This is a genomic window from Paenibacillus sp. ov031, assembly GCF_900143165.1.
Classification (GTDB): domain Bacteria; phylum Bacillota; class Bacilli; order Paenibacillales; family Paenibacillaceae; genus Paenibacillus; species Paenibacillus marchantiae.
This window is the reverse complement of record NZ_FRDO01000008.1, coordinates 198,356-224,381: the sequence shown is the minus strand read 5'-3', so window position 1 is coordinate 224,381 and position 26,026 is coordinate 198,356. Positions and strand designations below refer to the sequence as shown.

Sequence of the window (26,026 nt, the reverse complement as noted above, 5' to 3'; positions counted from 1 at the left end):
ACCAGGCGCCTGTTCCGGCCTTGAACCAAGCTGATGGACTATATCAACGGAAAAGGGGCCCCAGCCTTGGACAGACATCCAAGAAAGCACGGCTTCTGTTGAGTATGTATAAGGAAGGACTATTGTTCACGAAAGGAGATCAACCCATGTCGAGACAGCTTGCAAGCAAATGGCTGAAGACAGCGGCGCTGTTAAAATATCCGGTAGCTGCTGTCCACATTCCACAGACGAAGGCGTTCAACTCGGGGAATCTGCTAAACATGCTTAGTCATTATGGAATGGTGTATATCAAACCTGTTGTCGGTGGTGGAGGTTACGGTGTCATTAGAGTATCAGGAAGCGGAGGAGCCTATCGTTACACTCATATGAAGATAACCCGTTCATTTACTCAGTTTGATCAGATGTACCGCTCCCTAATCCGTGTAAAAGCCAGACGGAGATACCTTATTCAACAAGGCATTCATCTCGCAACCATTCAAGGCAGACCAATCGATTACAGAGTCAAAGTTGTCAAGACGGAAAGAGGCTGGGTATTCCGTTCTATGGTGGGACGGCTCGCTCGTCCGGGACTTGTCGTGACCAATCTTAGCAAAGGAGGGACGATGCTGTCCGGTAGGAGAGCGCTCGCTCTGTCCTTACCTCATATTTCCGGTAAACATAAACGTCGCGAGATGCGTTCACTGACACTCACCTGTACACATATCATGGAAAGTCAGTTCCCAGGTGTGGGGCAGCTCGGCTTCGATTATGGACTGGATCATTCAGGCAAGATATGGATTTTGGAAGTGAACACCAGACCGCAATGAAAATGGTGACAAAAGCTAAAAAAATCCAAAGAAAATCCGATAGTAATATAGTAGGAAACTAGATGGAAAACGTTTGAAATTTAACAATTAAGGGTAATTTACTCGCATCAACTCTTGAAACTATGAATTTATTCTAAAAAAAATGCTCTGATAATCGTTCTGTTCGGTAAGCTACGATCCTGTGTATAAATACTGTCCACACTATCCACGTTGATCAATCAACATTTTTACCATTTATCAACAAACTATACACAGGATTTCCACATAACGTTGTGGATAACAAGAACGCTTGTTCTCTTTATAAATCTCTGATATGATAGTTTTGAGGAAAAAAAAGGAAAGGTTGTGGCGGGAAATGGCTATGTTATCCGATGAGATGTTGTTGGATTCCTACCATAAGGCGATTGAGTTGGATCTCGAACGAGATTTCATCGCACTGCTGTTGGCAGAAATCCATAAGCGCAAACTGGGTACCGACGTATCTGCCATTCTTCACTAGAGATCCTCATTGCAGGCAATGCTACAGGTTTCCGGACATGTCCCATAGATTGACAGGCCATAGCGTGCTTGTCTGACAATGGTGACAGTACATCATATGATTGCAAACGTTTTCGGCTTCGTCTGCCGTGTCAGAGGAAGTGTGAATGACGTAGGGGCTGTATGGTCCGGTGTAATCGTCCAATTTGCCGCATTCTGACAGTCCCTGAAGGCAGTGGGGACAAGCCTGCTCCGGTACAACCAGACCGTTACACAGCGGGCATATATAAGACAAGGGTATCCCTCCTGATGTTCAATTCATTCAGGAGTAAGATACCCTTTTTTGTGTCTTTTATGTTCTATATGATTCCATAAGGAATTAGCGCTTCATGTTACTGCTGTGTCCCGGGGACAACTTAGCGTCTGGGTCGAAGTAAACCTTGGCATTGTTCACTGCGGTTGGTGCTTCACCGAATCCGACAGCAATCAGCTTCAGCTTGCCTGGATAAGTTGTAATATCTCCGGCAGCATAGATACCCGGAATCGAAGTTTCCATGCGGGAATCGACCACGATGGAATTGCTATCAATTTCGATGCCCCATTCTGCAATAGGTCCCAGGGAAGAGACAAAGCCGAAATTGACGATTACATCATCGACTTCAATTTCCTGTGTTTCCTTGGTTTTAACGTGAGCCAAAGTAACTTTGGTAATGCTGTCCTCACCATGAAGCTCCGTAATTTCGGTAGGTGTAACGATGTTCACCTTGGAATTCATCAGGTTTTCGACACTGTGCTCATGCGCGCGGAATTTGTCGCGGCGATGAATCAGGGTTACTTGCTCAGCGATTGGCTCAAGCATAAGCGCCCAGTCTACAGCGGAGTCACCGCCACCGCTGATCAGTACTTTTTTGCCTGCAAAGGCATTCAGGTCACTGATGAAGTAGTGCAGATTGGTTTTTTCGAATTTGGCCGCACCCTCAAGCTCCAGACGACGGGGTTCGAATGCACCCACACCTGCAGTGATAATTACCGCTTTGGCGTGATACTCATTCACATCGGTTTTTACGACGAAGTGACGTTCTTCTAATTTCTCTACGGATACAACCTTTTCCTCAAGACGAATGTTCGGGTTAAAATGGCTCATTTGCTCCACCAAGTTATTCACCAGCTCCTGAGCGGTAACTTTCGGGAACCCGGCTACATCATAGATGAATTTTTCGGGATAGAGGGCGGCAAGTTGTCCACCAAGTTGTGGCATACTTTCAACCAGAGTAACAGATGCCTGACGCATCCCTCCGTAAAACGCGGCGAACAGACCCGCAGGGCCGCCACCAATAATAAGTAAATCGGTCATGTCATGACCGGCAGTTTGTGCAGTCAAGAATCAACAACACCTTTCTTATTTTAATAGGTAGTTAACAGAAATAATAAAGCCGGGTACGTATGGTAACCAGCGTTTGTTGCTGAACTGTCTTTCTCATTATAAACGGTGTAAACTGGGTTGCAAAGTTGGCAGTTTGATGAATCTGGGAACAATAGATGAAGATCAGGTGAGAATAGGATGAAATTGGAAATGAAAGGTTATGAAAAATAACAAAAAAAACCTTGATCTTTGCCAGAAATACAGATATCCTTGACCTGTACTATGTGTTTTTTTGTCTAATTTAGCCCCAATTTGTAATGTGAAGACAATACCCGCGTTTTGTTGAATCTTGTGTATAATTTCACAATTTTAATCGATAACTTGCATGCAAAAAGTTCAAATAAATTCGCGAAGTTAACATTTGTCGTCATAATGGATAAGACCTCATCAATATGGGTAAGTAAGAGCCTTTTTACAACAAAACAATCGAATGGCTGATGCAACGAAACCGGAAGGGGTATAGACATGAGCAGTATTCCCAAAATCGTCATCCTCGGCGCGGGCTATGGCGGGATTCTGACAGCGCAGCGGCTGCAGAAGGAATTGAACTATAACGAGGCCGATGTCACATTGGTGAACCGGCATGATTATCATTATATCACTACACATCTACATATGCCGGCAGCCGGCACAGATACCATTGAACATGCAAGGGTCCCGATTTCGAAGCTGATTGACGAGTTCAAGATTGATCTGGTCAAATCTTCGGTGAAAGAGATCCGCCTGCAGGATCGGAAGATTATTCTGGAGGATGGCACGTTATCCTATGATTATCTGATTATTGGATTGGGTGGGGAACCGGAGACCTTTGGTATTCCAGGCATGCTCGATCATGCCATGACGATTCGCAGCATTAACTCGGTCAGAATGATTCGCGAACATATCGAATATCAGTTTGCTATGTACAAAAACGATAATAAACGTAACCGCATTCGTTTTGTTGTGGGTGGGGCTGGCTTCAGTGGTGTCGAATTCGTGGCTGAACTTGCGGATCGAATTCCTCAGCTTTGCAAGGAGTTCGACGTGAATCCCAAAAATGTTCACATCTATAATGTGGAAGCAGCGCCTTCAGCTCTTCCGGGCTTTGATCCAGAACTGGTTGAGCATGCAATGAACGTGTTGAAGAAAAAAGGTGTTACTTTTAAAATCGGTGTTCCGATCAAACAATGTCTACCAGACGGAGTCATTGTGGGTGAAGGAGAAAAACTCGATGCAGCAACGGTCGTATGGACCGGCGGTATTCGTGGGAATGCTCTGCTTGAGCAGGCAGGTCTTGAAGTGATGCGCGGACGGGTGAAGGTCGATGAATTCCTTCGTGCCCCAGGGCATGAGCACGTCTATGTCATCGGTGACAATTCCCTCGTGTTCAACAACGAAGGGCGCCCATATCCACCAACAGCTCAGATTGCGATGCAGCAAGGTGTTAACTGTGCCAAAAACGTTGTCGCTGCCATCCGCAAAAAGCAGCCTCAACCTTTTGTGTTTACAAGTAAAGGTACGGTTGCGTCACTAGGCAAAGGTGAAGCTATCGCCGTTGTAGGCGGTAAGAAATACAAGGGATGGAAGGCTGCTCAGCTGAAAAAACTGGTGGATCTCCGGTACTTGTTTATCATCGGTGGCATTCCTTTGGTACTGAAGAAAGGGCGGTTTTTTGGATGAGACATTGCAGTGTTCAGGTCAGAGGACTACTCACACGCGAAGAACTGGATCGTTACAACGCCCTGATGCAGGTTGGCGGTTATCTGGAGGAACAGGATCAATATGATCTAGCTTATATCGTTCAGAAGGAAGTTGATATTCTCATTTTGCCTGCCATTGAGCGGCTTAAGGAGAAGGGACGTGACCGTGACCGGGCAACGGCTGAGTTTTTGGAATCTCTGAAAGCGATTGATGAAGAGGATCAGGATTAAGCATTCACGTTATCCCAAAGATCATGAGTCATCCATTTATTATTGAACATTTCATATTCATTCGAAAAAGAAAAAGCACCGCTGATCCTATCCTTAACGGAGGTGTCGCGGTGCTTTTTGTAATTTATCCGATTTACAGCTTGAGCATCTCTTCCAATGTTCCTTCGTTCAGCAGGCTTCCTACATAGAAAGAGCCGAATTCGCCATAACGGGCACTGACTTCATCAAAACGCATCTCGTAAACGAGCTTCTTGAACTGAAGTGCATCATCCGCAAACAACGTAACGCCCCATTCCCAGTCGTCGAAACCAACGGAACCGGTAATGATTTGTTTCACTTTGCCAGCGTAACTGCGACCAATCATGCCGTGGCTGCGCATCATCGTACGACGCTCGTCCATCGACAGCATGTACCAGTTGTCGTTCAGCTCGCGTTTTTTGTTCATCGGGTAGAAGCAGATGTATTGCCGCTGTGGCAGGACCGGTTTGAGACGGGCGATAATTTCCGGGTTCTGCATAGGGTCTTCGCCCTCTTTGCCAAGATAATTGCTCAATTCCACTACACTGACATAAGAATATGATTTGGTGGTGTACTGGGCAAACATTGTTTTGTTGAACGCGTTCTCAACGGCTTTCAGATCTTCCAGCGTTTCACGCAAGTGCATCATGACAAGGTCAGCCTTCTGTCCCACAACGGTATAAACGACAGTGCTTCCTTTGGATGAATCTTCTACTGCTTTCCATTCCTTCCAGAATGCCTGAAGCTCGTCCAGTGCTACGGCGCGTTCCTCATCATCGGCTGCTTTCCAGGCGGCCCAGTTAATCGAGCGGAAGTCGTGCAGGGCGTACCAGCCCTCCAGTGTTGATGCGGCTTCGTTCATTGAATTGATTCCTCCTGCAGGTTATATTTCCAAATCCCGGTAAGGGACGGTTGAGTACTTTATCGTCTTCATTGTATCCCAACAGGAAGCAGAAGGGCAAATGAAGAGAAGGTGAATATAGGGAAATTTGTCCTGAAAGTTCGTTGCTTCGCCACATTTTTTGCGGTACACTATCTACTATCCGTAGTAAGAGAAACCGAGTCAGTGAAAGAAGAGGTGAACGTCACCCGATGCAGTTTATACCTGTGCTGGTATTAATGGTGTTATTTTTCGTTATGATGTTTGGTATCGGTTTCATTCTGAATATGCTGATGAAGACAACCTGGTTTCCTTCCTATCTGTTCATTATTGTCATTCTGCCTGTCGTCGTGTATTCCTTATGGGATCATACGGCATCGTTGATGTCGCATTTGGGTTCTTTCCATATTGTAGACTATATGACGGGCGTAGCTGGACTTGCTGGAGCGGTCATCAGTGGCTGGGCCATTCGCAAACTTCGTCTGGGTGGGTACAAAATGTTTTAATCGGCTAGCCAATTTGGCAGCAAACGCTGGACTGCATTTTCCGTAAAGGTCTTGCCTTTGTCGTAAACGCTTACGAGTGCAAAGGGAAGGCTTTTTGGCATGCATCAAAAAAATGTGCATGATAATTCGGACATGTCTCATATATATCTGGATAACATTTCTCCATATGTTTACTTGTGTTCTAAGGCTGTAGCTTTTATAGTAATCTAGCAACTCTGCGAAAACGTGAATGTTGTCGACCTAGGACGAAACGGAGCGAGAACAGGTCCGTTTTTTACCTGTTTTTGAGCATTTGAGGATCGGACATTTATGATAGAATAGATAAACATACTTTTGGGGAGAAGGAGATCAAGCTATGCGCATGAAGAATTTGCACCATTATACTGAACATCATCGCTACTGCGTATACAGGGAGTTTGGACTTAGTGCCCTGGATGACCGCATGCTCACCGGAGCGTATCAGCCAATGGTAGGTGCCTTTGCGATAGGCTTGTATCGACTGCTATTTCAGCATCTTCCCGGTGAACAGGTCGGTTACTCGCCGCTTGAACAGCAACGGAGGCTGTTCATGACGTTGGGACTCGAGCCCAGCGAGAAAGGGCGCAAGTATTTGGTGGAGCAGGCATCCAAGCTTGAAGCCGTTGGTTTGCTTCAGACTTCACGGCTGTATATTCCGGAAAATGACGACTACATTTATGAATATGAGCTGCAACCTCCGCTCTCTCCGGCAGAATTTTTCCGTACACAGCATTTGACACTGTTGCTTCGTGACAAAATCGGCAAGTTCGCCGTACTCTCACTACGTTCCGGTTTTTCGGCGATAGAGAGCGGTGACGCGCCTTACCCAGCAGCGAATAAAGAGAATATTTCCGTTCCTTTTTACGATATATTTGAATTGAATACCCATGTCATTGATTATGAACTGGAACAAGCGTTGTCGGAAGTTTCGACTTCGGCTCAGCGCAGCGGGATAAGTGGTGCGGCCGAAGAGAACAGCCTGAATTATGCCGACATTATATTGCGTTTTCCGCGTGAGTCGGTCAATCGCCGTCATGTGGAGCAATTGCGGTTCGATCACGAACAGCTCGGCATTGTGAATTATGTGGTGAACAAGTTCAATCTCAGCGTACAGGATGTATGTCGTTTGTTGGATGAAGATGATATCTTTAACCCACAGGGGCAGCTGGTGCTGGATGATCTTCAACACAAGGCAAGCCTGCAGTTCAGACAGACCAAGAAGCGACATGAGCAGCAGACGGTGCAGGCAGCGAAGGTTGTTGCTCTCAGACAGCATATGGAGGTGCCTGAGCATAAAGAGGATTCCGGTGAACCGCCTGTCGAACATGTGGTACAGATGGAATACTACGTCGAAGTGCCTCCGCAATTTTCGACCAAGTGTGATATTCATCAATACAATATGATGCTGCGTAATGAGCCTTACACACGATTGCTTCAGACGTTCTTCCCTGGTGCCGTACCGGACAATCTGGTGGACATTTTTGAGAAGATCGACCTCAGTTACAAGTTGCCTGGTGAAGTGATCAATGTGCTGATTCATTATTTGATGGCATTGCTTGTATCCGGCGGTGAGCAAAGAATTAACCGTAACTTTGTTGAGGCTATTGCCTCCAACATGCTGCTCAAGCAGGTGAATTCCTATGAGAAGGCGGTACAATACATTCGTGACCAAGCCAAGGTCAAAGGCAAACAGGCTGCTGGTGCAGCTGGAACCCGTTCCCGTACATACGGCAAAGGAACCAAAGCCAAACCCGAAATTCCGATTGTACAAGACATAGGCGCCGACGGCGATGCCGTATCCGAAGAAGAGTTCGAAGAGATGATGAGGTTTGCCCAGCAGATGCAGGCAAGCAAACAAAAGGGAACTTCATAATTTTCATAATATACATCCAAAAGGCGAGTCACCTAAATTAAAGGAGACTCGCCTTTTATTCTTTCAAGAAAAGAGGGGACTCCCGATGGCGAAATGGGATAACATGCTGTCCATGCTTTGGATGCTGCGATCCGGAAGAAAGCTCACCGCCGCTCAGATCGCAGACAATTTGGAGATTAGCGTCCGCACCGTGTACCGATATATCGACGCATTATGCGCAAGTGGCGTGCCGGTCGTTGCGGAATCGGGCCATGATGGCGGTATTCGTATTCTGGAGAGTTTTAAGGAAACGCCATTGTTCTTCAACTCTGTAGAGTTGAAGGCACTTGTGGATGCGTTTAAATTTGCCCAAGGTGCTGGTTATCCGTATGTGCAGGAGCTGGAGTATGCGTTGAAGAAGGTGGAGAACGGACTGCACGAGGAGCAGCGCCACGATCTGTCTCGCCAGCAGAGCAGCTTGGACGTCGTTTCTTCAGCGCGTGCACCTTCTGTAGTTCCGTTGTTGCGGGACTTGGAACAAGCGACGAAAGACGGGCGAACGGTCCGTATGGTCTATCGCAAAGCGAATGCGGAGCAGGCTGACGAACGTGAAGTCGATCCATATGGGCTAGCGTATGACCGAAATGAATGGTACATTGTCGCGTTCTGCCATCGGTCGCAGGCGATGCGGACGTTTCGCGTCGAACGAATTGAACAGCTGGAGTCAACCGAAGCGAGGTTTGACAAGCCGGAGTCTTTCTCTGCGTCCGCGTTTTTCTGTGAGCAGTCCAACCAGAGACGGGAGGCAGATGGGCCGTTAACCGTTATCCGTATCGAGGGACAGCCTGACACGCTTAATGATGTTTGCAACCACTGGCATCTGCGCCACTATTTGACGGAACGAACCGATCGGGAGGCACGGTTTCTGATCGATGCTCCGACGATGAACAAGTACCTTCCAACATATCTCCTGACGTTCGGCACGGCCATTCGCATCCGCGAACCACTGGAGTTGAAGCGTCGGATTCAGGAAAAGGCATACGGTATCGCCAAACATTATGAAAACGATCCGAATTGAAGTTTGCTGACAACATTTGTCAGCGAACTTGTTATATGATAAAGACACAGCAGCGGCAGCCAAACCATGCGAAGAAGGGAAAGGTGAATTTATCGATGCTTCAACAACCATACCAACAGTATGACTATCATGTTTGGGCAAACGATCGATTGTTTGCACACCTGGAGCAACTCCCGGAGGAGGTATTCCATGCGGAAGTGACGAGCGTGTTCCCATCTGTATCACAAACATGTGCACACATGTATTTGTTCGAACAGCTCTATATGCTCGTGCTCGCGGAAGTTCCGAACGAGGAGATCTTCCCGAAAATCTCGGGCTGGACAGAGGAAGCGCAGGGTAAAACTGTGAATGAGATGCGGGAGCTGTTTGGCAACGTTGCTGAACGTTTCCGCGATTTACTGCGGAATACGCCTGAACCGGACAAGAAGATGACGATCGAGCATCCAAAATACGGTAAAATGGAAACACGTTTTTCCGACATCCTGCAGCATGTTGTCAACCACGGGACGTATCATCGGGGCAATGTGACGGCGATGTTGAGACAGCAGGGTTATAGCGGTGTGCCAACCGATTATATATTTTATTTGTTGGAACAGCAGAAAGTTCAAGGGTAAATGAATCAGATTAGAGTGAAGAGCGAATCAACCACAAAACAAAAAGTTGTATCGATAGGGTATGCCATGCTGATCGGAGTTATCATGGGGGTGGCAGCCAAAATTGTTGATGCTCCGGGATTTAATCCTGTATTTGATGATATTGGTGGACGTCTGGGCGTATGGATATTTGTTGCAGCGCTTATAGCGGTTTTTAGCTATTCTCCAAAATTGGCGGCAGTAAAAATATTCATCTTTTTTGGGTCAATGCTGACCGTGTATTATGTTTACACCGTGTTATTTCTACATTTTTCTCCAGATAAGGTTATGTTTTTTTGGGGGATATGTGCGGTGGTATCTCCGATCTGTGCTTATATTATGTGGTATGCACGTGGGAATGGGCTGTTATCTAATGTTGTTGCAGCTCTCCCCATTACATTATTACTGTCAGAAGGGTTTCAATTACGTCACGCTTACTTACCCATTCACACTCATTACTATTTAATTCCAGTCCTTATGATAATATATTTAATCATGATTGTTGTGTTGTTGCTGATCATACCGATAAATAAAAAACAATTTTTATCCATTCTATCGATAGCAGTTATATTGTCATTTATTATGATCTATTTTAATGTTTTAGGTCGGATATTTGGTGGGATGAACGGAGTATTGTAGGGTTTAATTAAAAGTGCCAAACATAAATTAGGCCCTTTCGACTTCCTGTAGGGAAGCGAAAGGGCTGGATTGATTTCTTGTGAATCTTTTATCGCAGAATCGTCGTTGCTTTATTGCCAGCATAATCTTTGATAACGAGCTTCAGGGAGCTGGTGCTGGATGCGGGAGTGAATGTCAGCTCGCTCAGCTTCGTTCTGCCCCGAATGATATAAGGGAATTTTTGCGAAACGTAAGTTACTCCGAATTCGCGTGGTACCTCATTTTCATAGATATAGATTTTGTACCAATCCTCCAAATCAGGCAATGCGAGGGTGTACTTTCCATCCTTTACCGTAACCTTTTCCTTGGCATATGGTGTAATCTGAGTATCTGCCAGTTGTCCAGTCGTTGTGACTGGATTCTGTTTGCCAATGGCAATATCCAGGACGTAATGTTCGCCATTGGTCGGAAGACCTGTCAGAATGGCAGACTGTTTTCCTTTTTTGACCTGAAGTGTCTTGGTGAAGGGTTCCTTCGTATACTCCGTTTGGAGTGTAAGCTGGATCGGATCTTTACCTGGGTTCTTCTTCGGGTTTTTCCAACTGACAATAGCATCGCCATTGTTCTTGAATTTCACATCAATGTCCTGAACAGCTGCATTCAGACCATAGGACAGGACAGTTGCTTCACTTTCGGTACCATCTGCGCCTACAGCACGAATGGACAGTTCGCCAGCGGGATGTTTGAGCGATTTAATATAAAATGTGGAGTCATACACGCCGCCGACATAAGCGCCGTTCTCATACAGATTATATTGCTTAACCTTTGAATAGTCCTCGATATCCCATTCGACAACCAACTCATCGGTGTTGGTCAGTGCTTTGGCAATATGGAATCCGGTTGGAGCATTCGGTTTGGCGGCAGAACCGTCGGATATACGAATCTCACCAATGTTCATCTGATATTTTTCAATCGTAGTACCGTTAGGGTCGAAGGATAGACCAAAAGCTGCGACGGTCTTCCCTTGGTGTGCACTTAGATCGAGTGAAGTAGTCTTCCAGCCTGCCGTGTGCTGACCTGAATCGGGCACTTTGACTTTGGCCACTTTGGTTGGTTCATCCTCAAATATCAGTCCGACATACATGGAGGAAGCGTCGTTGACAGACGGTTTATTATAGGTGAGATTCAATTTGGATTGGGCGTTGATCGACAGATCCGTCTTGTACAGGCGTAGGAAATTGTCCGTATTCAGACTTCCATTTACGACAAGAGAACTGCCGCCAGTGAACGCACCAACGGAATCATACGTATAACGAGCACCTTTTTCATAGGTTGGACCATAGTCAAAATCAACAGTGAGTTTGTCACCTTGACTATCCATCCACCACTGCCAGGTGACTGGGATATCCTGAATATTAATATTGGACCATTCGGTTGCATTGGAGACGGTTCCGCCTTCATAATATTTCAGACCGTGGCCTGTATTGAAATTGGTCACAAAATTGGAGCCGTGAATAACGGAGCGTTCGGTGAGATAAGCGGCGATGCCGTCCCACTTTGCACCCGAAGCATACACATCGGACAGATCGACGGATGCCGTACGGCGTGCGTTAGTTGGGTCCTGATTTGGACCTGACCACCAAGCGCGGTCACGCACAAAGGTCATCCATTGGTACTCATCATCGGCTCTATGATTCGTGCTGCCATCGCCCATTTCTTCATCCAGGGCATTATGGGTAAAGTCAGCACCAAGTGTTGCAATACTGTTCATCGGTTGACCGTTCTCGTCCAGATTGTTACGCAGATCGTAGAGCTGCTTCCAACGGCCAAACTGGTCATTCCCACCTTCGACACCGGCAAATACCGTTTCCAGTGGGTCAAGTCCCAAACCAATGGCATGATCGCGTGAATCACGCAGCATGTCATGGTTCCACACGTAATTCAGGAAAATCGAATCCGAGACTCTGCCTAAAGCAGAATCTTGCACAAAAGGACTGTTGAGTCCGTTAAACTGGTTCTGGTATTGAATTTTGCCCGTTGTATTGATGGTGGAGTCATACCACTGAACATATAGTCCTTCGTTTTTTAAATATTTCATGAATTTCTTGTAGGAAGCGATGTCTTCAGGCGCAACGCCTTTGGCAACCTCTTCCTGATTGAAGAAGTATCCGTCGTAATTATAATACTTTGCCATCTCGACCAGCTTTGCAGCAACAGGGAAGTTCCCTTTTTCATCCTGCACAAGCATCTGCTTGTAGGTTTGTGGTCCACGATCATTGTCTGAGAAGAAGATGTTGGCGATGGAACGGACACCGTTTTTGTGTGCAGCATTGGTGTAGGCCGGATTCGGAATGTTCAAAATGCCAAACTCAAAGTACTTTTCCGTCCATTCCTTATTGGGGTCATACAATTCCTCAGGCACGCCAGCAGAAGCCATACCATGCCAATAGCTATAATAGTCTGTGTACTGCCAATAATTAAAGAGGTACTCGCTGAATTCATTCGTGTAAGGGGTGCTATCGAAGAATGAGTTGCCATAATCGCCACTCATCGTAAACAGCTGGGTGTCCGGGCTGAGTTCGGGATAAGCCTGCGTGGCCGCAAAGGCATCGTTACGTGGTTGCAAAGGTACATGAGCACGAAGCAGATCACCATGGATATCACTTTCGGGTGTCCAATTCAGAATCTGGGCAGCGGTGTAGCCATGCTGATAAGGCTGATTTACTCCCTTGGCGCTGTCACCTGTGTAAGGAAGCGTGTCCCCGGCATAAACGGATGAGGCAATGACTTGTCCAAGCAGAGCCGAAGTGAGAACCATTGCGGTTACTTTGGGGATAAGGCCTTTGGGTTTGTGTTTGCGTATCATGTTGTTCCTCCTTCAAGTCGAATGAATGTAAGGTATTCTTTTACACAAAAATAAACTTATGGTTAACGATAGGGTATGAAAGCATTTTCAAATAGGGAGAAATTAAAGAAAGGAAGGTATAAACTAAAGAAAAGTTCGAGGTGACAAGTTAATGTTAGAAGGCAAATGATATACTTTAGACAGGAAAACAGCATCGGGGGGAACATGTGACTTGAAAATTGTTAGCGTTTACAAAAATTTCTTTAAAAATAATATGTTTATGAAGATGCTGTTCATCTTCTCCATGATCTCAATTGTAACGATTATTACCTTATCCTATATCATTTTCCTGTCGGTGTCCGATGCCACAATTCGCCGAGAACTGGCGATCCAGAAAGCGGCCATGGAGAGTGTTGACCGATACATTCATCAGCAGTATGAATCGGTGCAAAACATGGTGAGGGACATGCATCAGAATGAGGCCTTATCAGCCAATATCACCTATCTGATGAACCACACGTACGCCGAGTATGTACAGCATCTGACGAATGGCTATTATGCGAATCAGGATGATTATTCAGCTGATGTACTGAAACATTTTCAAAATATCATGGATCGCAATTCGGATATCAATCAAGTGATGTTATATAGTGCCGAGCGGCAGGATCTGTCCTCCTTCAATCAACATAAGCAGTTCAGAAAGCTGAACACCAATGTGGCTCATTCCTATATTCCTGACGTGATGGCGATGGAGACACCGAATATCAGCGCACCAAACTATTGGATTCGTAAAGAAATTGATCAATGGGACCCGGCGCTGTATGCGATTCGGGTGCCTATCAACGATACACAGACCCTTCGAAATTTGGGTCAGTTCCTTGTTTTCTTTGACTCAGCAGGTATTGGCAACGCTTTGGATAGTTACGAAAGTAATCTCAAGGGAGAAATTGTGGTGCTGTCAGCCAAAGGTACAGTATTGTTCGATTCCAACAGTAACTATTACGGCAAGAAGTACCCCTATATCAATGTGGCCGATTCCCTGTTTGATCAGACGGATATGGACTCGATGAAAAAGGAGCGAAATATGTATGTGAACAAGTTTGTCTCGGCGGATCAGGGCTATGTGGTCGTTGGCACGGTTCCTGTGGATGAGATGGCTGAGGCCTATGCGGGTACACGCAACACAATCGTTTCGATTAGCATCATATGTATCCTGTTTGCAGTGTTGGTTCCGGCGTTTTTCATTATTAATTTTGCCAAACGCACCCGCAGAATCATTCGTTTCACCCAAAGGGTGAAATACGGCAACCTGACAGCACGCATCGATGATGCCCGTGATGATGAGCTTGGACAGATCTCACACAGTTTCAACGATATGCTGGATGAACTTAATCAATATATTGAACGCGTCTACAAAGCCGAGATCAAACAAAAGGAGACAGAACTGGTCGCTCTCCAGGCACGGATTAATCCTCACTTTCTCTATAACACGTTGGAGGTCATCCGAATGAGGGCAATTTCGCAGGGGGCGAAGGATGTCGGGGAGATGATCTACAGTTTATCCGTGTTATTCAAGAGCCTTGTTCAACAGAAGAAAAATTATACGCTCAAGGATGAGATGGAAGCTTGCCGTCTGTATCTGGAATTGTTCCGAATCCGGTATAAGGATATTTTCATGTACACGATTCAGTTGGACCCTGTGCATAATCAGCATCCGGTGGTTAAGCTGTCCCTACAGCCAATTATTGAGAACTATGTGGTGCACGGCATTCAGACAGAACGTTCGGATAATCAATTAGCGATTGTTGTTGAGGAACTGGGCGACGCTTTGCAGGTAGAGGTTAGAGATAACGGTAAAGGCATTGATCCTGAGCGCCTGACTGAAATTTTAGAAGAACTGGAACGTCCGGAAGAGTCGGGTAAAATGTTCGGACTGCGCAGCGTACACACCCGTTTGCGTTTCCTGTATGGACCGGAATTCGGCATCACGATAGAAAGTACACTCGGAGAAGGAACCCTGATCAGGGTTCGTTATCCTCATACAGAAGGGACAGGTTTTTAATATGTACAAGGTATTTATTGTGGATGATGAACCGTTCATCATTGAAGGATTGTACGATATTTTGGATTGGTCGTCGTTTGATATGGAAATTGTAAGTCATGCCGGCAATGGACAGGCCGCATTAAACGCCTTGTCTGCGCAGCCTGTGGACATTCTGATCACGGATATATCGATGCCATTCATGAATGGTCTGGATCTGATTCGGGAAGCAAGGCAGTTGCAGCCTGAGATCAAGGTGATTATTTTAAGTGGTTTTAATGAGTTTGAATATTTGAAAGAGGGCATGCAGCTAGGCATCGAAAATTACCTGCTCAAACCGATCAATGTGGAAGAGCTGGAGTCGACGCTTCGCAATACGGCTTCCAAGCTGGACCATGCGTTGTCTCCTCAAACGGATGATGCTTATGGTGTTCAGATTCTGAAAGACAACATCCTTCACCGATGGTTGACGGGACAGATTGCCGCCACGGAATTCGAGGAACGGGCTCAGTTCTTGAACCTTTCGCTGGATGCACCCGATGTTGCAGTAGCTATCCTGCGAACTAAAGGGGAAGTATCCGGCATGTTCGAGCGAGTGGAGGACATGCTGAAGGATAAGTCCTATGTGAATATATTTCATGACATCGATGGGGACATCGTCATCGTTGCCAATGTGCATGCAGGCGAGGACGAGAAAGAGAAGTTTATGGAGTGCCTTCAGGCATTATCCGCTGCGCTATGTGAGACACATCCTGCTGTTCTGATTGGGGTAGGAAGTCTGATACGTGGACTTCACCATGCGCCGACAAGCTATCAGGAGGCGAAAAAGGCTCTCCAGTATGTGATGATCTATCCCGATCTCAAAGTGATCGATCATGCCATATTGGAGAAGGGTGGAAGCTCTGCTTCTTCCTTCTCGATCGATTGGAAGGAGTACGCGAAGCTCATTCTATCCCGTAATGCAGAGCTGCTTGCGGAGCGGATTCGGGTCGATTTTGAACAGCACCGCGACGGGGTTACTCCGGCTGAGTTGCAGAACATCGCACTGGAAGTGGTCATTCGCTTCAAGATGGAATTGGAGGGCATTAAACATTCCGATGAATCGCCTATTTACCAACGTGGACTTCGCCTTGTATTGGACAGCGGAACGTTTGACGAACTCGTGCAGGCGTTGCAGCAGGTTGGTTCGGAGACGATTCAGTCTCTGCTTCAGGATTTAAAGAATCCGATCGTCAACCAGGTGCTTCAACATATTGACAAACATTACGCAGAAGAGCTTTCCCTGAAGCTGCTGGGTGCTCACTATCATCTTCATCCGGTATATTTGGGACAACTGTTCCACAAGGAGACCGGGGAGACTTTTGCCGAATATATCAATAAATACCGGATTGAACGTGCCAAGGAACAGCTGCGCAATTCGAATCTGAAAGTACATGAGATTGCAAGGAATGTCGGGTACTGGGAGACCGGATATTTCTATAAACAGTTCCGCAAGTATGTGGGAATTTCACCAACTGATTTTAAGGTTTTTGGATAATGTTCAGTGGATCACCGATTGGACCAGTGGACTGAAATGAATGAGACATTCTGGGGACAGGAGGGCATGCAATGGAGTTGATGCCAAATGTTACTCAGCATGTCTTTTTGATGTAAGCGATTTATTCAAATAGGTACAAATTAATGAATCAGTACAGATTTCTCTTTAATTTGTACCTCGAAATATTAAGTTTATCTTCTTTTTGAAAATGCTTTCATTCGATAAGGTTAAAGCAGTTAGTTTGTAGAGCTAAAGGGAACACGAAAAGGGAGGATCAAGGAAATGAGTAAACAAAGAAAAAGTTTTTCTCTCGTACTTGCATTATTGATGGCGGTTACACTCGTTCTTAGCGCCTGTGGAGGAAGCAAGGATGCTTCAGAATCAGGGGAAACAGGAGAGGCTCCTGTCGAGCTGATCTGGTACACCATTGGTACCCCTCAGAAAGATGTTAATAAAGTGATGGAAGAAGTCAGCAAGTACACGAAAGAAAAAATTAATGCCACAGTAACGATGAAAATGGTTGACTGGGGTGACTATCCGCAAAAAATGCAAGTTAACGTAGCATCCGGCGAGCCAATGGACATCCTGTTCACCTCTTCCGGCGGATTCGATTATGTTCAAAATGCCAGAAAGGGTGCATTCCTGGAACTGGATGACTTGCTCCCTAAATATGGTCAGGACCTTATTAAAACGATTGATCCTGCATTCCTGAGTGGTTCGAAAGTAGACGGACACAATTACGGAATTCCGGCCAACAAAGAGCTGCCTCAACAAGAGGTATGGCGTTTCAACAAAACGCTGCTAGATAAATACAAAATGGACATCTCCAATATCCGTACGTTGGACAGTCTGGAGCCTTTGCTCAAAACAATCAAGGAAAATGAGCCAAGCGTGACTCCATTTGGAATGGATAAAAACTTCGTTCCTTATGTTCCTTATGACTATGTCATTCAGAATTTGCCAATGGCGATCAAACTGGATACAACGGATTACAAGATCGTGAACATTCTGGATACTCCGGAAATGAAAGCAGCACTCAAAACGATGAGCAAATACTATAAAGCTGGTTATGTATCTGCAGAGGCAGCAACAACAGGCTCTACCAATGACCTGACTACATCAGGCAACTGGTTCCTGGATCGTGCACAAACTCAACCGCTTGCAGACAACCAATGGTCGGCAAGTTACGGATATCCGGTAGTTTCCACACCAGCTAGTGATGCGATCATCACTAACACGTCTGTACAAGGTTCGATCATGGCCATCTCGGCTAACTCCGAATATCCGGAGAAAGCAATGGAGTTCCTGAACCTGTTGAATACAGATCCAGTTCTGCGCAATATGGTTGATTCCGGTATTGAAGGCGTTCACTACAAAAAAGTGGATGACACGCACATGGAAAATCTCGCTGAATCCAAGAACTACGATATGCCTTCTTACTCCCTCGGTAACAACATGTTGTTGTATCTGAACAACAATGACCCGGATAACAAATGGGATGAGTTTAAGAAGTTTAATGCAGAGGGTGTAAATTCCCCAATTCTGAGCTTTAACTTTGACTCAAGTAAGGTGTCTTCGGAACTGACAGCTGTGCAGAATGTCAAAGAGCAATACTGGGCCGCATTGATGACAGGTACGCTGGACCCAGAGAACAATTTGGAGCAAGTGATTGAGAAGTTCAATCAAGCCGGACTTGAAAAAGTGATGGCTGAAGCCCAAACCCAGCTTGATGCCTGGAGAGCGGCAAATAAGTAAGGGTAAATTCAGGGATCGGGCCGCTGCTTGTTGCGCCCGATCCTTTTTCATTCAAGCCTGAAGGAGGATCTTCATATGACCGCATTTTTGAAAAATCTGATTAGAAACCGAGTCATGCTGTTCATGGTGCTGCCAGGCGCCATCTGGTTCTTCTTCTTTTCCTACTTGCCACTGGTTGGTACAGTAGCAGCGTTCAAACAATATCGTTTCAGCCGCGAAGGCTTCTGGGCCAGTCTGATGAAGAGCGAATGGGTGGGTTGGGATAACTTTAAATTCCTGTTCAGCACTAACGATGCTTGGCTCATTACTCGAAACACGCTTTTTTATAACCTTGCCATTATTATTCTGGGGCTGGTATTCGCTGTAGGTTTGGCAATTCTGCTCTCGGAGCTGGTCAATAAACGATTAGCCAAATTGTATCAAACAGGTATGTTCCTGCCGTATTTCCTATCCTGGGTTATTGTCGGTTATTTCGCGTTCAGCTTCCTGAGCATGGACCGGGGGATGTTGAACCAGATTATTGGGTGGTTCGGTGTGGAACCGATTCAGTGGTATTCGGAAGCGAAGTATTGGCCGTATATCCTGGTGTTTGTAGCTTTGTGGAAAACGATCGGGTACAACAGCATTGTCTATCTCGCTTCCATTCTGGGGATTGATCGGTCGCTGTATGAGGCAGCGATGATCGATGGCGCCAATAAATGGCAGCAGATCCGCAACATTACGATTCCTTTGCTCTCACCTATCATTATTATTATGACGTTGCTGGCTGTGGGTCGCATCTTCTATGCCGACTTTGGTCTCTTCTATCAGGTTCCAAGGGATTCGGGTACGCTGTATGCCGTTACCAATGTTATTGATACCTATGTGTATCGTGGCTTGAAAACAAGTGGTGAGATTGGCATGAGTACCGCTGCCGGATTGTATCAATCCGTTGTAGGCTTCGTGCTTGTTATCATTTCCAACTATGTTGTACGCAAAATCGATAAAGATAGCAGCTTATTCTAGGACAAGGGAAAGGAGTGAACCACTGTGGCTCAAATCGTAAAAAAACGCGACTTCCATCATGTATCCAATGGCTGGAACGTCATTATGAATATTTTGGCCGGACTATTCGCTTTAATCTGTGTATTTCCTTTCGTGTTTGTAGTGATCATCTCGTTCACGGACGAGAAAGCACTGGCCCGTGACGGGTATCGACTGATTCCGAAGGAATGGAGTCTCGCAGCCTATCAGTTTGTGTGGCAGAGTGGAGACACGCTGCTGCGTGCTTATGGGGTAACCATTTTGGTGACGGTGCTGGGTACCATCATCAGTCTGATTCTAATGTCGCTGTATGCTTATGCAATTTCCCGCAAGAGTTTCCGTTATCGGAGATTTTTCTCCATATTTGCCATTCTGACCATGTTGTTCAACGGCGGGATGATTCCGACCTATATGGTCGTATCCCAACTTCTTCATTTAAAAGATAGCATATGGGCACTGGTTCTGCCGCTTGCAATGAATGCCTTCTATATCATGATCCTGCGTACGTTCTATTCAACCAGTGTGCCGGATGCAGTCATTGAATCCGCGAAAATTGATGGAGCCGGAGAATTCTATACGTTTATGAAAATTGTCATTCCATTATCACTGCCAGGGCTGGCGACAATCGGATTGTTCAGTACGCTCGGTTACTGGAACGATTGGTTCAATGCACTGTTATATATCGATAATCCCAACCTCGTACCGCTGCAATCAATGCTGATGCGGATCGAGTCCAGCATCCAGTTCATCCAGCAGAACTCGGCGAACAGCTCGATGAGTCTGGCGGCGATGCAATCCATCCCGCAGGATACTTCACGGATGGCCATGGTGGTTCTCGCTACATTGCCGATTATTTTCGCTTATCCGTTCTTCCAGCGTTACTTTGTACAGGGTCTGACGGTCGGAGCTGTCAAAGAGTAACCGAATCACTTCTATAGGGTGGAGGTATCGAAGGATGATGATATATAAGGACAAAAGTAAATCCGTGGAAGAGCGAGTAGAACATCTGCTGGGCTTAATGACGACGGAGGAAAAGGCGGGTCAACTCATCCAGCCTTTTGGTTGGCAGACATATACCAATAATCAAGGGAACATTACGCTGAATGAATCCTTTAAGCAGCAGGTGGAAAACGGGGGCGTAGGCTCCCTGTACGGTGCACTTCGTGCAGATCCATGGACGGGTGTTACGCTTGAAAATGGACTGTCTGCAAGAGAAGGGGCAGAAGCAGTAAATCTTATTCAGCGCCATGCTGTAGAGCACTCCAGACTGGGGATTCCCATTCTGATCGGAGAGGAATGCTCTCACGGACATATGGCGATTGACGGTACGGTCTATCCAGTTCCCCTGCTCTTAGGAAGTACTTGGAACGTGGATCTGTACCGTGACATGTGCCGGGCGGTCGCTCGCGAGACGCGTGCTCAAGGCGGTGCAGTAACGTATTCTCCGGTGCTGGATGTTGTACGTGATCCACGCTGGGGGCGTACCGAGGAATGCTTTGGTGAAGACCCGTATCTCATTGGTGAGCTAGCTGTTGCTTCCGTGCAAGGACTTCAGGGCGAGCGTTTGGACCAAGAGGATGCGGTAGCGGCTACACTGAAACACTTTGTCGGTTATGGCAGCTCGGAAGGTGGACGCAATGCGGGACCGGTGCATATGGGCTGGCGTGAGCTGCTGGAAGTAGATCTGTATCCGTTCCGCAAAGCTGTTGAAGCAGGCGCTCAATCCATTATGCCGGCTTATAACGAAATCGACGGTATCCCGTGTACGGTTAATACGGAACTGCTGGATGACGTTCTGCGAAAAGACTGGGGCTTTGACGGTCTGGTGATTACGGACTGCGGAGCCATCAACATGCTCGCAAGTGGGCATGATGTGGCGGCAGATGGATTGGAAGCATCCGTACAGGCCATTCAGGCTGGTATTGATATGGAAATGTCCGGTGAGATGTTTGGACAATATCTGGTGCAAGCGATCTCGGAAGGCAAACTTGAAATGCATGTACTGGATCAAGCTGTCCGCCGTGTGCTGGCACTGAAATTCAAGCTGGGATTATTTGAGCAGCCTTATGTGGATGCCGATCGAGCGGCAGAAGTCATTGGCAGTGAAGAGCATATTCAACTGGCACGCCAATTGGCTGCAGAAGGTGTGGTATTGCTCAAAAATGAAGCTGCAACGTTACCTCTGTCGACGGCAACAGCGGGCCGAATTGCTGTCATTGGTCCTAATGCAGACCAAGCCTACAACCAGTTGGGCGATTATACTTCCCCCCAACCGAAGTCCAAAGTGGCTACGGTACTGGATGGCATCCGCAGTAAGCTTGCTGTAAGTGAGAGTGGGCACGCAGGGGAAGGCTCAACTGGACATTCGAATAGTGAAAATCAGGTTTTCTATGCACCGGGATGTCGCATCAAGGGTGATTCGAGAGAAGGGTTCGAGCACGCAATAGAAACTGCACGTCAGGCAGATACAGTCATCATGGTCGTTGGCGGCTCGAGTGCCCGTGATTTTGGTGAAGGAACCATCGATCTGAAGACAGGTGCTTCCAATGTGTCCGATAACTCATGGAATGACATGGAGTGTGGAGAAGGCATTGACCGCATGACGCTTGGGCTTGCAGGAGTCCAGCTGGAGCTGATTCAAGAGATTCACAAACTTGGCAAAACACTTGTCATTGTTTATATCAACGGTCGCCCGATCACCGAGCCTTGGGTGGATGAACATGCCGATGCCATTCTGGAAGCATGGTACCCAGGCCAAGAGGGTGGGCACGCCATTGCGGACATTTTGTTCGGCGAAGTGAATCCGTCCGGTAAACTGACGGTATCCATTCCGAAGCATGTGGGTCAATTACCGATTTACTATAATGGCAAACGTTCACGCGGCAAGCGTTATTTGGAAGAGGATCTGGAGCCTCGTTATCCATTCGGATATGGGCTCAGCTATACTACTTTTGATTACAGTGAGCCGAAGCTAAGTACAGAATCGATGACGGCCAACGAGACAGTCACCGTATCAGTGGAAGTCACCAATACAGGGTCTTGCAGAGGTGCAGAAGTCATTCAGATGTATGTATCCGACGTGGTTAGCCGTGTGGCACGTCCAGCTAAAGAGCTGAAGGGGTTTGAAAAAGTGAATTTGGAACCTGGAGAGACGAAGACGGTAGCCTTCCATATTGGAGCGGAGCAGCTGCAATATATCGGTCGTGATCTCACGCCTGTCGTTGAACCAGGACAATTCCATATTCATATCGGAAGACATGTGAAAGATACGCAGTTCGCCGAGCTGACGGTAGAGGAGGCGTAAGGAATTGGAACGCATCAGACGATTTATTCGCGAGTTGTCCGAACGTCAGTGGTTGGAGCAAATGGAGCTGCGCAGCTGGGACATCACCCGCGCTTATTATAAAGTGCCAGGACAATATGAAGATCAGAAGGCTTATCCAGAAGGCGAGGGGTTGAATCGTTTCCCGAGTGATCAGGGAACGACCTATTTCTTCCGGACACGGTTGGATGTACCTGCCTCCTGGCAGAAAGAACCTTACGGACTTGTATTTGAATCCGGTGGGGAAGGCTTGCTTCGGGTGAATGGACATTCCTATCAGGGGCTGGATCGTAATCATACGTATGTAACACTCGACCCTTCCCGAGTAGGGGCTCAGCCTGAACTTGAGATTGAGTTATTCGATCCGGTACCCGAGCCTGTAGATCCACTGAACCAACAAGCGGTTATTCAGCCGCCGATTACATCAATTAGCAGTTTGTTGGTGCGACCGAATGAACCTGTCCGCAGCCTGATGTACACGGTCACGATTGTGCGTGATTCCGCAGTGCTGCTGCCGGAAAGTGATTTTCGCCGTGTGCGACTGTTGGAAGCGATCTATCGGGCGATGGATCAATTCGTAGGTCTGACAGAAGACGCTGTCAAGCAGGGGAATGGCATCCACAGTATCGAAGAAGGATTGATCCATGAAGTGCGAGAGATTGGTGGAAACGCCGAAGGCTTGGAGCATATGGTGGGGCAATCGCACATTGACATTGCCTGGCTGTGGCCTGTACGTGAGACGGTGCGCAAGACCAGTCGTACATTCTCCACGGTGGATGCACTCATGAATGAATACCCGGAGTATGTTTATTCCCAGAGCCAGCCTTTGTTGTACGCTTTTCTGAAGGAACATGATCCCGAGCTATATGAACGGGTGAAGAAGCGCATTGCCGAAGGACGCTGGGAACTGGTTGGCGGGATGTGGGTTGAGCCGGATCTGAACATTCCGAGTGGGGAATCCCTGATTCGTCAGATGTTATATGGTCAACGCTTCTATATGGAGGAGTTCGGCAAAACATCACAGATTGAATGGCTGCCAGATACATTTGGTTATTGTGCTTCCCTGCCTCAGATTTTGAAGCATGGCAATGTGGAGTACTTCATGACGACCAAGCTCGGATGGAATGATACGAACGTATTTCCATATGACCTTTTCCACTGGGTAGGTATTGATGGCACGTCCATCCTGTCTTATCTCAATCATGGTGTTAACGAGCATACGCTGCCGAAGGACATTCATGATCATTGGCAGTCTTACCGCGAGAAGGCGGCGCATCCTGAGCATATGCTTCTGTACGGGCATGGCGATGGTGGCGGCGGCGTGACGCGAGAGATGTTGGAGTACGTGGATCGTTCTGAGTTGATGGTGGGCCAACCGAAGAATGGTTATAGTACCGCCGGTGCCTTTTTTGACGGAATCGAGAAGGCGCAGCCTGATCTTCCGAAGTGGCATGGCGACTTGTATTTGGAGCTTCACCGGGGTACCTATACGACCCATGGTCGCAATAAGCGCAACAACCGGAAGGCTGAGGTGCTTTATCGCGAAGCGGAGCTTTGGAACACACTTGCCTTACCGGATATGGAGCCGCAGCAGGATGCTGAAGTACGTTCGGCGCTGCATGATGGATGGAAGCTGATTTTGCTGAATCAATTCCATGATATTATCCCAGGCTCTGCAATTACCGAATCGTATGTAACTTCAGACGAGGAATATGTCCGGGTATTTGAATTGGGTAGAGCAGGTTTGAATCAAGGGGTAGCCGCTTTAACGAGGGGAATAAACACGCAGGGGCCAGAGGGTTCTATACCTTATGTTGTGTTCAACAGCCTTGGTTGGAATCGAATTGAAGTCGTTCAACTTCAAATGCACGATGGATTGGATCGTTACGTCATCGATGAAGAAGGTCAGCGTTTGCGCATGGATCGGGAAGATAGTCAAATTTCGGTTCTGGTGACGGATATTCCAACGTTTGGTCATAAGACGATTTGGCTCGTACCGGAAAATGCAAGGGAAACGAATCTAAGGGAAATGGCGAGCATTGCCGGGCAAAAGAACTTTACAGATACATGGGAAACCGCGTATTACCATGTTCAGTTTAACGAGCGTGGCGAGATATCCCGCTTGTGGGACAAGACAGCAGAACGAGAGATTCTGAAGCCAGGTGAGCACGGCAATCAATTTCACTTTTTCCATGACCGTCCGACGCTCTGGGATGCCTGGGATATCGACAGCCGTTATGAGGCTCAGGTTGCTGGAGAAGTGGAGCTCTTGGAGAAAAAGCTGGTTCTGGCAGGTACTACGAAGGATGTACTTCGTTTTCAGTGGAAGCTTCACCAGTCTGTGATTACACAGGATATGGTGTTCTATCATGACAATCGACGGATCGATTTCAAGACCCATGTAAGCTGGAATGAAGATCATAAATTGCTCAAAGTGGGCTTCCCGATCGATATAGTGACTTCCAAAGCAACCTATGAAATTCCATTCGGTGCATTGGAGCGTCCAACTCATCGCAACACGAGTTGGGAGCAGGCTCAGTATGAAGTGTGCGGACACCGCTTCGCAGATGTCGCCGAGCACGGATATGGCGTCAGTCTGCTTAATGATTGCAAATATGGATACGACGTACAGGGAAGCACGATTCGCCTTTCCTTGTTGCGTGCACCGAGATGGCCTGACCGGACTGCGGATATTGGAGAACATGACTTCACCTATTCCCTGTATCCACATGAAGGCGACTGGAGAAGTGCACATACGGTACGTCAGGCAGCCGAATTAAACCATGAAGTGCCTGTGCATCAGGTGGACCAGAACGCAGGCTTACGCCCGGCAACTGGAGCATGGATTGAATTCGATAGCAGCCATGTCATCTTGGATACGGTCAAACTGGCAGAGGCAGGAAACGGTACAGTACTCCGTTTCTATGAGTCTTCGGGCACACGTGAACGAGTGACGCTGCAATGGCCGCATGCATTTGAGCAAGCTTATCTCTCCAATGCTTTGGAAGAAGCAGGCGAGCCTTTGGATACCACCAATGGTCAGATTACATTATCTTTTAAACCTTACGAAATAAAAACCGTGCTATTACGGTAAACCTTTTTGAAATACTCTGAGCTATGTAAGCTCAGCTTTTTATTCACACGTTAACGGAGAGGACAGAAATAACCTGAAGAAGTGAAACGTTCGCCTTTATCCCCGGATTTTAACCTTCTGGAGAAGGGAATCAAAAAATCTGGGGATAACAGCGATCGGAAGGTTATTCTGTCATCGTAGTGGCTAGTGTG

General features: G+C 46.9%; 20 protein-coding genes. 16 read left to right on the top strand and 4 right to left on the bottom strand.

The annotated features are described in order from the left end of the window. Positions 1-146 precede the first annotated feature (146 nt). Positions 147-806, top strand: coding sequence for a YheC/YheD family protein (locus BUA17_RS26395; protein WP_063566108.1), 660 nt, complete (start codon positions 147-149; stop codon positions 804-806). Positions 807-1,161: 355 nt separating this feature from the next. Further along, positions 1,162-1,305, top strand: a complete 144-nt coding sequence (locus BUA17_RS26390; RefSeq protein WP_024632651.1) for a sporulation histidine kinase inhibitor Sda — start codon at positions 1,162-1,164, stop codon at positions 1,303-1,305. A 21-nt stretch (positions 1,306-1,326) separates the two neighbouring features. Here BUA17_RS26390 and BUA17_RS31025 read toward each other — a convergent pair whose 3' ends face one another. After that, positions 1,327-1,578, bottom strand: coding sequence for a hypothetical protein (locus tag BUA17_RS31025; RefSeq protein ID WP_072735483.1), 252 nt, complete (start codon positions 1,576-1,578; stop codon positions 1,327-1,329). An 84-nt stretch (positions 1,579-1,662) separates the two neighbouring features. Continuing rightward, positions 1,663-2,664: an NAD(P)/FAD-dependent oxidoreductase gene (locus BUA17_RS26380; RefSeq protein ID WP_024632650.1), complete on the bottom strand. Its 1,002-nt coding sequence runs from the start codon at positions 2,662-2,664 to the stop codon at positions 1,663-1,665. A 507-nt stretch (positions 2,665-3,171) separates the two neighbouring features. On the opposite strand from BUA17_RS26380, the gene BUA17_RS26375 reads away from it, so the two are divergent. Both BUA17_RS26375 and BUA17_RS26370 read left to right on the top strand, forming a co-directional pair. Next, positions 3,172-4,365, top strand: a complete 1,194-nt coding sequence (locus BUA17_RS26375) for an NAD(P)/FAD-dependent oxidoreductase (protein ID WP_024632649.1) — start codon at positions 3,172-3,174, stop codon at positions 4,363-4,365. Continuing rightward, entirely contained in the window at positions 4,362-4,616 is a 255-nt protein-coding gene (locus BUA17_RS26370) for a hypothetical protein (RefSeq protein WP_072735482.1), read from the top strand. Before BUA17_RS26375 ends, BUA17_RS26370 begins: the two co-directional genes overlap by 4 nt. Positions 4,617-4,749: 133 nt before the next feature. Here the strand turns inward: BUA17_RS26370 and hemQ are convergent, their stop codons facing one another. Then, the gene (gene hemQ / locus BUA17_RS26365) at positions 4,750-5,496 is read right to left on the bottom strand and encodes a hydrogen peroxide-dependent heme synthase (protein ID WP_063566107.1); all 747 of its coding nucleotides are present in this window, start codon (positions 5,494-5,496) and stop codon (positions 4,750-4,752) included. A 230-nt stretch (positions 5,497-5,726) separates the two neighbouring features. Here hemQ and BUA17_RS26360 point away from each other — a divergent pair, with 230 nt between their 5' ends. The 5 genes from BUA17_RS26360 (at position 5,727) to BUA17_RS26340 (ending at position 10,239) form a co-directional block, all read left to right on the top strand. Beyond that, complete coding sequence (locus BUA17_RS26360) at positions 5,727-6,020, top strand: YuiB family protein (RefSeq protein WP_053783239.1); 294 nt, start codon at positions 5,727-5,729, stop codon at positions 6,018-6,020. 355 nt (positions 6,021-6,375) lie between these two features. Beyond that, positions 6,376-7,911, top strand: coding sequence for a replication initiation and membrane attachment family protein (locus tag BUA17_RS26355; protein WP_072735481.1), 1,536 nt, complete (start codon positions 6,376-6,378; stop codon positions 7,909-7,911). A gap of 85 nt (positions 7,912-7,996) precedes the next feature. Next, positions 7,997-8,968 (top strand): helix-turn-helix transcriptional regulator, encoded by a 972-nt coding sequence (locus tag BUA17_RS26350; RefSeq protein ID WP_072735480.1) that lies wholly within the window; start codon positions 7,997-7,999, stop codon positions 8,966-8,968. Positions 8,969-9,063: 95 nt separating this feature from the next. Then, positions 9,064-9,582, top strand: coding sequence for a DinB family protein (locus tag BUA17_RS26345; RefSeq protein WP_063566104.1), 519 nt, complete (start codon positions 9,064-9,066; stop codon positions 9,580-9,582). Beyond that, positions 9,583-10,239, top strand: coding sequence for a hypothetical protein (locus tag BUA17_RS26340; protein WP_072735479.1), 657 nt, complete (start codon positions 9,583-9,585; stop codon positions 10,237-10,239). 88 nt (positions 10,240-10,327) lie between these two features. Here BUA17_RS26340 and BUA17_RS26335 read toward each other — a convergent pair whose 3' ends face one another. Beyond that, positions 10,328-13,084: an endo-beta-N-acetylglucosaminidase gene (locus BUA17_RS26335; RefSeq protein ID WP_139295737.1), complete on the bottom strand. Its 2,757-nt coding sequence runs from the start codon at positions 13,082-13,084 to the stop codon at positions 10,328-10,330. Between the two features lie 253 nt (positions 13,085-13,337). Here BUA17_RS26335 and BUA17_RS26330 point away from each other — a divergent pair, with 253 nt between their 5' ends. The 7 genes from BUA17_RS26330 to BUA17_RS26300 all read left to right on the top strand — a co-directional run bounded on the left by BUA17_RS26330 (position 13,338) and on the right by BUA17_RS26300 (position 25,835). Then, the gene (locus BUA17_RS26330; RefSeq protein WP_170867951.1) at positions 13,338-15,125 is read left to right on the top strand and encodes a sensor histidine kinase; all 1,788 of its coding nucleotides are present in this window, start codon (positions 13,338-13,340) and stop codon (positions 15,123-15,125) included. A gap of 1 nt (position 15,126) precedes the next feature. Continuing rightward, on the top strand, positions 15,127-16,641 hold the full coding sequence (locus BUA17_RS26325) for a response regulator transcription factor (RefSeq protein WP_072735478.1): 1,515 nt from the start codon (positions 15,127-15,129) through the stop codon (positions 16,639-16,641). 282 nt (positions 16,642-16,923) lie between these two features. Further along, positions 16,924-18,396: an ABC transporter substrate-binding protein gene (locus BUA17_RS26320; RefSeq protein ID WP_072735477.1), complete on the top strand. Its 1,473-nt coding sequence runs from the start codon at positions 16,924-16,926 to the stop codon at positions 18,394-18,396. A gap of 75 nt (positions 18,397-18,471) precedes the next feature. Beyond that, on the top strand, positions 18,472-19,401 hold the full coding sequence (locus BUA17_RS26315) for an ABC transporter permease (RefSeq protein ID WP_063566098.1): 930 nt from the start codon (positions 18,472-18,474) through the stop codon (positions 19,399-19,401). A gap of 84 nt (positions 19,402-19,485) precedes the next feature. Beyond that, complete coding sequence (locus tag BUA17_RS26310) at positions 19,486-20,340, top strand: carbohydrate ABC transporter permease (protein WP_205525065.1); 855 nt, start codon at positions 19,486-19,488, stop codon at positions 20,338-20,340. 34 nt (positions 20,341-20,374) lie between these two features. Continuing rightward, a complete protein-coding gene (locus BUA17_RS26305; RefSeq protein ID WP_170867950.1) occupies positions 20,375-22,723 on the top strand; it encodes a glycoside hydrolase family 3 N-terminal domain-containing protein in 2,349 nt (782 codons plus the stop codon). Between the two features lie 4 nt (positions 22,724-22,727). Further along, positions 22,728-25,835: an alpha-mannosidase gene (locus BUA17_RS26300; RefSeq protein WP_072735476.1), complete on the top strand. Its 3,108-nt coding sequence runs from the start codon at positions 22,728-22,730 to the stop codon at positions 25,833-25,835. Positions 25,836-26,026: the final 191 nt, after the last annotated feature.

Excerpts from the sequence above, each read along its gene's own strand:
- BUA17_RS26320 (WP_072735477.1), top strand. The coding sequence starts at position 16,924 with ATGAGTAAACAAAGAAAAAGTTTTTCTCTCGTACTTGCATTATTGATG.
- BUA17_RS26350 (WP_072735480.1), top strand. The coding sequence starts at position 7,997 with ATGGCGAAATGGGATAACATGCTGTCCATGCTTTGGATGCTGCGATCC.
- BUA17_RS26390 (WP_024632651.1), top strand. The coding sequence starts at position 1,162 with ATGGCTATGTTATCCGATGAGATGTTGTTGGATTCCTACCATAAGGCG.
- BUA17_RS26340 (WP_072735479.1), top strand. The coding sequence starts at position 9,583 with ATGAATCAGATTAGAGTGAAGAGCGAATCAACCACAAAACAAAAAGTT.
- BUA17_RS26325 (WP_072735478.1), top strand. The coding sequence starts at position 15,127 with ATGTACAAGGTATTTATTGTGGATGATGAACCGTTCATCATTGAAGGA.
- BUA17_RS26360 (WP_053783239.1), top strand. The coding sequence starts at position 5,727 with ATGCAGTTTATACCTGTGCTGGTATTAATGGTGTTATTTTTCGTTATG.
- BUA17_RS26305 (WP_170867950.1), top strand. The coding sequence starts at position 20,375 with ATGATGATATATAAGGACAAAAGTAAATCCGTGGAAGAGCGAGTAGAA.
- BUA17_RS26375 (WP_024632649.1), top strand. The coding sequence starts at position 3,172 with ATGAGCAGTATTCCCAAAATCGTCATCCTCGGCGCGGGCTATGGCGGG.
- BUA17_RS26315 (WP_063566098.1), top strand. The coding sequence starts at position 18,472 with ATGACCGCATTTTTGAAAAATCTGATTAGAAACCGAGTCATGCTGTTC.
- hemQ (WP_063566107.1), bottom strand. The coding sequence starts at position 5,496 with ATGAACGAAGCCGCATCAACACTGGAGGGCTGGTACGCCCTGCACGAC.
- BUA17_RS26355 (WP_072735481.1), top strand. The coding sequence starts at position 6,376 with ATGCGCATGAAGAATTTGCACCATTATACTGAACATCATCGCTACTGC.
- BUA17_RS26335 (WP_139295737.1), bottom strand. The coding sequence starts at position 13,084 with ATGATACGCAAACACAAACCCAAAGGCCTTATCCCCAAAGTAACCGCA.
- BUA17_RS26310 (WP_205525065.1), top strand. The coding sequence starts at position 19,486 with ATGAATATTTTGGCCGGACTATTCGCTTTAATCTGTGTATTTCCTTTC.
- BUA17_RS26395 (WP_063566108.1), top strand. The coding sequence starts at position 147 with ATGTCGAGACAGCTTGCAAGCAAATGGCTGAAGACAGCGGCGCTGTTA.
- BUA17_RS26345 (WP_063566104.1), top strand. The coding sequence starts at position 9,064 with ATGCTTCAACAACCATACCAACAGTATGACTATCATGTTTGGGCAAAC.
- BUA17_RS26330 (WP_170867951.1), top strand. The coding sequence starts at position 13,338 with ATGTTTATGAAGATGCTGTTCATCTTCTCCATGATCTCAATTGTAACG.
- BUA17_RS26370 (WP_072735482.1), top strand. The coding sequence starts at position 4,362 with ATGAGACATTGCAGTGTTCAGGTCAGAGGACTACTCACACGCGAAGAA.